At 70.7% G+C, this 8137-nt stretch carries 8 protein-coding genes; all 8 read left to right on the top strand.

Features of this window, described 5'->3' with window-relative positions; all coding sequences use genetic code 11:
• Positions 1-992: F0F1 ATP synthase subunit A (gene atpB / locus VFZ20_RS20075; RefSeq protein WP_329685720.1), on the top strand; the 992-nt coding region annotated here is incomplete at its 5' end.
• Positions 993-1345: 353 nt separating this feature from the next.
• Positions 1346-1606: an ATP synthase F0 subunit C gene (locus VFZ20_RS20070; protein WP_329685719.1), complete on the top strand. Its 261-nt coding sequence runs from the start codon at positions 1346-1348 to the stop codon at positions 1604-1606.
• A 92-nt stretch (positions 1607-1698) separates the two neighbouring features.
• Positions 1699-2289 carry a F0F1 ATP synthase subunit B gene (atpF, locus tag VFZ20_RS20065; protein WP_329685718.1) on the top strand — a complete coding sequence of 197 codons (591 nt, stop codon included), beginning with the start codon at positions 1699-1701 and terminating at the stop codon, positions 2287-2289.
• Positions 2290-2292: 3 nt separating this feature from the next.
• Positions 2293-2880: an ATP synthase F1 subunit delta gene (gene atpH / locus VFZ20_RS20060; protein WP_329685717.1), complete on the top strand. Its 588-nt coding sequence runs from the start codon at positions 2293-2295 to the stop codon at positions 2878-2880.
• Positions 2881-3046: 166 nt separating this feature from the next.
• Entirely contained in the window at positions 3047-4744 is a 1698-nt protein-coding gene (gene atpA, locus VFZ20_RS20055) for a F0F1 ATP synthase subunit alpha (protein WP_329685716.1), read from the top strand.
• A 97-nt stretch (positions 4745-4841) separates the two neighbouring features.
• Positions 4842-5705: an ATP synthase F1 subunit gamma gene (gene atpG / locus VFZ20_RS20050; protein ID WP_329685715.1), complete on the top strand. Its 864-nt coding sequence runs from the start codon at positions 4842-4844 to the stop codon at positions 5703-5705.
• 30 nt (positions 5706-5735) lie between these two features.
• Positions 5736-7217 carry a F0F1 ATP synthase subunit beta gene (gene atpD, locus VFZ20_RS20045; RefSeq protein WP_329685714.1) on the top strand — a complete coding sequence of 494 codons (1482 nt, stop codon included), beginning with the start codon at positions 5736-5738 and terminating at the stop codon, positions 7215-7217.
• Positions 7217-7501, top strand: a complete 285-nt coding sequence (locus tag VFZ20_RS20040; protein ID WP_329685713.1) for a F0F1 ATP synthase subunit epsilon — start codon at positions 7217-7219, stop codon at positions 7499-7501. The genes atpD and VFZ20_RS20040 overlap by 1 nt, the downstream gene beginning before the upstream one ends.
• Positions 7502-8137 lie beyond the last annotated feature (636 nt).

Here is an 8137-nt window from a genome sequence, read left to right as displayed (position 1 = left end):
TGGCGCTGCTGATTGCCGCCGCCCCCGCGGCGGCGCAGGCCGGCCACGGCACCATCGAGGGCCCGGACGTGCCGTCCGCCACCCCGCCGCAGGCCGCCGAGGCCGTCCACGAGGCGACCACCGGCGAGCCCCAGGGCCACGCGGCCGCCGAGGGCGAGCACGGCGAGACCGCGGGCGGCGAGGCCGAATTCGACGCCATGCACCACGTGCAGGACGGCTACTCGCTGGAGTTCCAGCCCCTGGGCTCGGTCCACTGGAACCCGGAGATGCTGGTCATCGGCGGGCTGAACATGACGCCCACGCGCCACGTGGTGTTCATGGCGCTGGCCGGTCTGCTCATGCTGGCCATCTTCATCCCGGCCGGCCTGGCGGCCAAGCGCCGCGAGGCGGGCAGGGGCCCGGGCAAGAAGCGCCACAACGCCATCGAGGCGGCGGCGCTGTACATCCGCGAAGAAGTGGTGATGCCCAACATCGGGCACGGCGGCGAGAAGTACGCCGGGTTCCTGATCACGCTCTTCTTCTTCATCCTGTTCTGCAACCTGCTGGGGCTGCTGCCCTGGGGCGCCACGGCCACGGGCAACTTCGCCGTGACCACCGCGCTGGCCCTCATCACCTTCGTGGTGGTGGAGGTCTCGGGCATGCGGGCGCTGGGCCCCCTGGGCTACCTCAAGACCATCGTCTACATCCCGCACGGGCTGCCCAAGGTGCTCGTGCCGGTGATGGCGCTGATCATGACCCCGGTGGAGCTGCTGGGCAAGCTGGCCAAGCCGTTCGCCCTGGCCGTGCGTCTCATGGCCAACATGATGGCGGGCCACATCGTGCTGCTGTCGCTGTTCAGCGTGGGCCTGATGTTTGGCGGCGCGCTGATGGCGGGTCCCTGGGTGATGGCCCTGGCGCTCACGTTCCTGGAGCTGTTCGTGGCGTTCCTGCAGGCGTTCGTGTTCGTGGTGCTGAGCAGCGTGTTCATCGGGATGATCCGGCACGCGCACTGATTCGCACCGCGGGTTGCAGGGGGCAGGGTACGGCCTGGGACTGCAGGGAATAGGGAATAGGGAATAGGGAATAGCGGGCAACGGCAGGACAGAAGACGGCGGGCGCGGCCTTTGGTAGCTGTCCCCTGTCACCTGTCCCCCGCGGTTCCTCGAGGGATACGGGCCACGCGCGGCAGCCCGAAAAAACCAGCCGCGCCGCCGGGGACCCGCTCGACCCCCGGCGCACCGTACCCGGGACCAGGGCGCCCCGGGGAGGCGCGTGGCGGACCCCGGTCCGCCGCTTCAGCGCCGCGGCCACGGCCGCCGAGCATCGGCCCGACAACGACGAATCCTGTTTACACGGAGAACGACACATGCTGCAGGCTGCCGAAGTCGCCTCGCTCGCCAACGGTCTCATGGGCGCCGGCCTGGGTGCCGGCCTCGCCATCATCGGCGCCGGCCTGGGCATCGGCCTGATCGGCCGCGGTGCCACCGAGGGCATGGCCCGCCAGCCGGAGATCGCCGGCAACATCCAGACGGCCGGCATCATCCTGGCGGCGCTCATCGAGGGCGCCACCTTCTTCGCGCTGATCGTCTGCCTGCTCATCAACACCACGGTGGGCAACGCGGGCTGAGGTCCGGTTTCGCGGCGGGGAGGCGGGCTCAACGGCCCGCCTCCCGGCCTTCTTTCTGATGGTCTGAAGAACGACAGACGAGCTCGCACAACATGACTCGGAAGCCGTGGGCCCTCGCGCCCGCCCTGCTGCTGGTGAGCGCCACGCCCCTGATTGCCCAGGAAGAGCACGGGGGCGGGGGCGGGCCGCTGGACATCAACGTCGCGCTGATCATCTGGACCCTCCTGATCTTCGGGATCGTCCTGTTCGTCCTGTCGCGCACGGCCTGGCCCAACATCCTGGGCGCGGTGGAGCGGCGCGAGACGCACATCCGCGAGCTGCTGGAAGGCGCCGAGCGCGACCGCGCCGAGGCCGCCACCCTGGCCGAGGAGAACCGGCGCCTGGTGGAGGAGACCCGCGCCCGCACGCAGGAAGCCATCGCCGAGGCCCGCACGCAGGCCGAGCGCATGCGCGCCGAGATGGAGGCCGCGTCGGCCCGCGAGCGCGCCGAGCGCATGGAGCGCGCCGAGCGCGAGATCGCCGCCGCCCGCGAGGCCGCCCTGGACAGCGTGCGCCGCGAGGCCGCGACCATCGCCATGGCCGCCGCCGAAAAGCTCGTGCGCCGCTCGCTGGACACCGAGGACAACCGCCGCCTTGTGCGCGAGTTCCTGGGCCAGATGGGCACGCCCGCCGCGAGGGCCTGACCCGTGCGCGCCGAGATCATCGCCCGCAACTACGCCGAGACGCTGCTGGCCCTGGCCGAGCGCCACGGCGGCGCGGACGGGCTGGAGCAGTTTGGCCAGGCGGCCGACGAGCTGGCGGAGCTGCTGCGGGGCGACGCGCGCCTGCGGCAGTTCCTGGAGACGCCGCGCGTGACGGCCGACGACAAGAAGGCCGTGCTGCAGCGGGCGCTGGCCGGCCGCGCGCCCGACATGTTCGTGCGGTTCGTGATGGTGCTTACCGACAAGCGGCGCCAGGCGCTGCTGCCGGAGATCGCCGCGGCGTACCGCGACCTGGTGGACGCCCGCATGGGCCGCGTGCGGGTGCACGTCACCATCAGCCACGCGCCCGACGCGGCGCTGCAGGCCGAGATCGGCAACGCGCTGGCCGACCGCCTGGGCAAGACGGTGATCCCCACCTTCACGGTGGACCCCGACCTGCTGGGCGGCATGGTGGTGCGCGTGGGCGACCAGATCCTGGACGGCTCCGTGCGCTCCCGCGCCGCGCAGCTGCGCCGGCGAATGCTGGGCGCCAGCCTTCCGCCCGCGGCCCCGGCGCAGCCCGCGGCCGTCTGACGGAACCGGACGGCGACGCGGCGCTCCCCGCTGGAGCGCGCCGCCGCCGGATGCGACGTGAATGGTTTACGATGGTCCAGCTGCCCCGCGCGGGCAACTTGGTACTTGGCACTAGGTACTCGGTCACTCCAGCGGCACGCTGGACCTTGAGCAGAGGATAAACGAGATGGCGACGGTCGATTCGCAGCTTCGCGCAAGCGAGATCAAGAACGTGCTGCTCGGCGAGATCGAGCGGTACGAGGACGCCCTGCAGGCCGAGCAGGTGGGCTCGGTGCTCGAGGTAAAGGACGGCATCGCGCGCGTCTACGGCCTCACGGGCACCATGGCCAGCGAGATGCTCGAGTTCGTCGCCGGCGAGACGGGCGAGACCGTCACGGGCCTGGCGCTGAACCTGGAAGAGGACAACATCGGCGCCGTGGTGCTGGGCGACTGGACGGCCCTGCACGAGGGCGACCAGGTGCGCCGCACGGGCCGCGTGCTCGACATCCCCGTGGGCCCCGGCTACCTGGGCCGCGTGGTGAACCCGCTGGGCGAGCCCATCGACGGCAAGGGCCCCATCGCCAGCGTGGCGCGCCGCCAGGTGGACATCGTGGCGCCGGGCATCGTGCTCCGTAAGCCCGTGGGCGAGCCCATGCAGACGGGCCTCAAGGCCATCGACGCCCTGATCCCCATCGGCCGCGGCCAGCGCGAGCTCATCATCGGCGACCGCGGCACGGGCAAGACGGCCATCGCCATCGACACCATCATCAACCAGAAGGGCCAGGGCGTCATCTGCGTGTACGTCGCCATCGGCCAGAAGGCGTCGACGGTGGCGGGCGTGGTGCAGCGGCTGACGGACGCCGGCGCGATGGACTACTCCATCGTCGTCGCGGCCACGGCGTCGGACCCGGCCCCCATGCAGTACATCGCGCCGTACGCGGGCACCGCGCTGGCCGAGTACTTCATGTACACCAAGAACGAAGAGGGCAAGGGCGCGCCCACGCTGTGCGTGTACGACGACCTGTCCAAGCAGGCCGTGGCGTACCGGCAGATGTCGCTGGTGCTGCGCCGTCCCCCGGGCCGCGAGGCGTACCCGGGCGACGTGTTCTACCTGCACAGCCGCCTGCTGGAGCGCGCGGCCAAGCTGAGCGACGCCGAAGGAGGCGGATCCCTCACCGCGCTGCCGATCATCGAGACGCAGGCCGGCGACGTGTCGGCGTACATCCCCACGAACGTGATCTCCATCACGGACGGGCAGATCTTCCTGGAGTCGAACCTGTTCTACTCCGGCGTGCGCCCGGCCGTGAACGTGGGCATCAGCGTGAGCCGCGTGGGCGGCAGCGCGCAGATCAAGGCCATGAAGCAGGTGGCCGGCAAGCTCAAGGGCGAGCTGGCGCAGTACCGCGAGCTGGAGGCCTTCGCGGCGTTCGGCTCGGAGCTGGACGCGGTGACGCAGCGCCAGCTGGCGCGCGGCGCCCGCTCGGTCGAGGTGCTCAAGCAGGGCCAGTACGCGCCGGCGCCCGTGGAGCACCAGGTGGCGATCATCTACGCCCTGACCAACGGCTACCTGGACGCGGTGGACCTGCCGCAGGTCAAGGCGTGGGAGCGCGACTTTCACGTGTACCTGCGCACGCAGCACCCGCAGGTGCTGGACGCCATCCGCACCACCAAGCAGCTGGGGCCCGACACGGAAAAGGCGCTCAAGGCGGCCATCGAGCGCTACGCCGAGCTGTTCGCCGACCCGCACTCGCCCGTGGGCACGGAGGACTACCATGCCAACCCCATCCTCCACGAGACGGACGCCGACCGGCGGATGTCGGAGGACCAGCTGCGCATGGCGTCCAAGCCCGAGGCCAACGCGCAGTCGGCCCGGCAGAGCTACTAACGGCAGTACCAAGTGCCCAGTGCCAAGTGCCAGGGGCTTCGGCCCGCTCACTTGGCACTAGGCACTAGGCACTAGGTACTTTTCGCGAAGCTGAATCATGGCAAAAGCCAGAGAGCTAAAGGGCCGCATCCGCTCGGTCCAGAACACGCGCAAGATCACGCGGACGATGGAGATGGTCTCCACGTCCAAGCTCAAGCGCGCGCAGGACCGCGTGGAGGCCGCGCGTCCCTACGCCGAGCGGCTCGCCGCCGTCATCAGCCGGCTGCTCACGCCGGAGCTGGCGGCCCGCTACCCGCTGCTGCGCCAGCCCGGCACCGTCCGCAAGGCGGCCGTGCTGCTCATCACCAGCAACCGCGGGCTGGCCGGCGCCTTCAACGCCAACCTCATCCGCGAGGCGCGCGGCCTGCTGGCCCGCCTGCGCGCCGAGGGCGCCCAGGCGGAGCTGCACGCGTCGGGCAAAAAGGGCATCCAGTTCTTTCGCTTCGCGGGCGAGACGCTGCAGACGGCCGTGAGCGACATCGGCGACAAGCCGGGCGCGCCCGACGCCGAGCGGCTCATCGACGGGCTCACGGAGCGCTTCGTGGCGGGCGAGCTGGACGCGGTGTACGTGGTGTACGCCAAGTTCAACTCGGCCCTCAGCACGCCGCCCACGGTGATGAACCTGCTCCCCGTCGTCCCCCCCGAGGGCGCCGAGACGAGCGAGGCGGACTACATCCTGGAGCCGGGCGCCGACGAGATCCTGGGGCGCATCCTGCCCCTGTACGTGCGCAACAGCGTGTACCGCGCGCTGGTGGAGACGAGCGCGGCGGAGCACGGCGCGCGGCGCACGGCCATGAAGAACGCCACGGACAACGCGGGCGACCTGCTGGAGGACCTGACCCGCACGTACAACCGCATCCGCCAGGCGGCCATCACGCAGGAGATCGCCGAGATCGTCGGCGGTGCGGCGGCGCTGGAATAAACACGCGACCCACGACAAGGAGAACGATACATGGCAGCCATTGCCCCTGAGCGGGCCACCGTGCCCGCGGGCACGCCCAAGGTGGGCCGCGTGGTGCAGGTCATCGGACCCGTCATCGACGCCGAGTTCGAGGGCCACCTTCCCGAGATCTACAACGCCCTGGTCATCGACCAGCCGGCCGCCGAGGGCCGTCCCGCGCTCAAGGTGACGCTCGAGGTGCAGCAGCACATCGGCCGCAACCAGGTGCGCGCGGTGTCCATGGAGGCCACCGACGGCGTGGTGCGCGGCATGGAGATCGTCGACACGGGCAGCTTCATCTCCGTGCCGGTGGGCGCGGCCGCCCTGGGCCGCATCATCAACGTGCTGGGCGACCCCGTGGACGAGCGCGGCGTGATCCCCGCGACGGCCGAGCGCTGGCCCATTCACCGCGACGCGCCCCAGTTCGTGAACCTCGAAGCCACCACCGAGGTGCTGGAGACGGGCATCAAGGTCGTGGACCTGCTCACCCCGTACGTGAAGGGCGGCAAGATCGGCCTCTTCGGCGGCGCCGGCGTGGGCAAGACGGTGGTCATCCAGGAGCTCATCCACAACATCGCCATGGGGCACGGCGGCCGCTCGGTGTTCGCCGGCGTGGGCGAGCGCACCCGCGAGGGCACCGACCTGTGGCTGGAGTTCCGCGAGGCCAGCCTCATCAAGGACGACAACCTGGCCGACTCGTCCGTGGCCCTGGTGTACGGACAGATGAACGAGCCGCCCGGCGCCCGCCTGCGCGTGGCCCTGGCCGGTCTGACGGTGGCGGAGTACTTCCGCGACGTCGAGAAGCAGGACGTGCTGTTCTTCGTGGACAACATCTTCCGCTTCACGCAGGCCGGTTCCGAGGTGTCGGCGCTGCTGGGCCGCATGCCCAGCGCCGTGGGCTACCAGCCCACGCTGGCCACGGAGATGGGCGGCCTGCAGGAGCGCATCACCTCCACGCGCGACGGCTCCATCACGTCGGTGCAGGCCATCTACGTGCCCGCGGACGACCTCACGGACCCGGCGCCGGCCACGGCGTTCGCGCACCTGGACGCCACCACGGTGCTCAGCCGCGCGCTCACGGAGATCGGCATCTACCCCGCCGTGGACCCGCTGGACTCCACGTCGCGCATCGTGGACCCGCAGTTCATCGGCGAGCGCCACTACAACGTGGCCACGGCCGTGCAGCGCATCCTGCAGCGCTACAAGGAGCTGCAGGAGATCATCGCCATCCTGGGCATGGACGAGCTGTCGGAAGAGGACAAGGTCACGGTGGGCCGCGCCCGCCGCATCCAGCGCTTCCTCTCGCAGCCGTTCCACGTGGCCGAGCAGTTCACGGGCACGCCGGGTGAGTACGTCAAGCTGGCCGACACCATCGAGAGCTTTGAGCGCGTGGTGAACGGCGAGTTCGACCACCTGCCGGAGCAGGCGTTCTACATGGTGGGCGGCATCGAGGGCGCGCTGGAGAAGGCCCGCAAGCTCGAGGCGGGCGGCTGATGGCGGCCCCGGCGGCGGGCACGGGCGCCGGCGCCCTGCACGTGGTGGTGCTCTCGCCCGAGCGCACGGTGTACGAGGGCGCGGCCGACAGCGTCATCGCCCCGGCGTACAACGGCTCCCTGGGCATCATGCGGGGCCACGCGCCCCTCATGGCGCTGCTGGGCGAGGGCGCCCTGCGCATCACCCACGGCGGGCAGGAGCTGCGCTACACGGTGTCGGGCGGCTTTCTGCAGGTCGCCGACAACCAGGTGACGGTCCTGAGCGAGCGGGCCGAGGCCGCCTGAGCGGTCCCGGTTCGCCGGACGGATGCGATTCGGCCCCCGCTGCCCTTCGAGGCGGCGGGGGCCGATTCCGTTTTGCTGCGTAGCCGATGACGCGGGAGTGTCGCCGGCCGCATCCAGGCGCACTGTCGGTTGCTGCCCTGGAGCAGCGCCGGCCGATTCCCGATCAGCCCCGTCGGCCGATTCCCCGGAGTGTGCCGGCAGAAAATCGTCATCCTGACGCTCCTTCGCGTGGACGAGTAGTCCGAACGCCTCCTCCGCCAGACGCGTCATCCTGAGGAGCCGCCGCGCGATGCTACTCTTTTCGCCTGGAGGAGAGGAATCGTCCGAACGCCTCCTCCACCAGCAGCGTCATCCTGAGGAGCCGCCGCGCGATGCCTGCCCGCGCGTGGTCGATGGCGGCGACGAAGGATCTTGCCCGCGAAGCTCTGCGGCGACTCTCGTGCACGGATTCAGCCTCCGAGTCTCGCACACAAGATCCTTCGATCGCGCCCAAAGGCTGATGCGCGTTCAGGTTGCGCGCGGGCGCTCCCTGAATAGAAAGTGCAGGCCCGGGAGCTTGTGGCAGCCTCCGCGCGAGCGCCCCCTCCGGGCTCGCGGAGCTCGCCCACCTCCCCCAAAACCCCTGGGGGAGGTTGA

The organism is Longimicrobium sp., from assembly GCF_036280135.1.
GTDB lineage: Bacteria > Gemmatimonadota > Gemmatimonadetes > Longimicrobiales > Longimicrobiaceae > Longimicrobium.
This window is presented reverse-complemented; position numbering and strand designations above follow the sequence as displayed.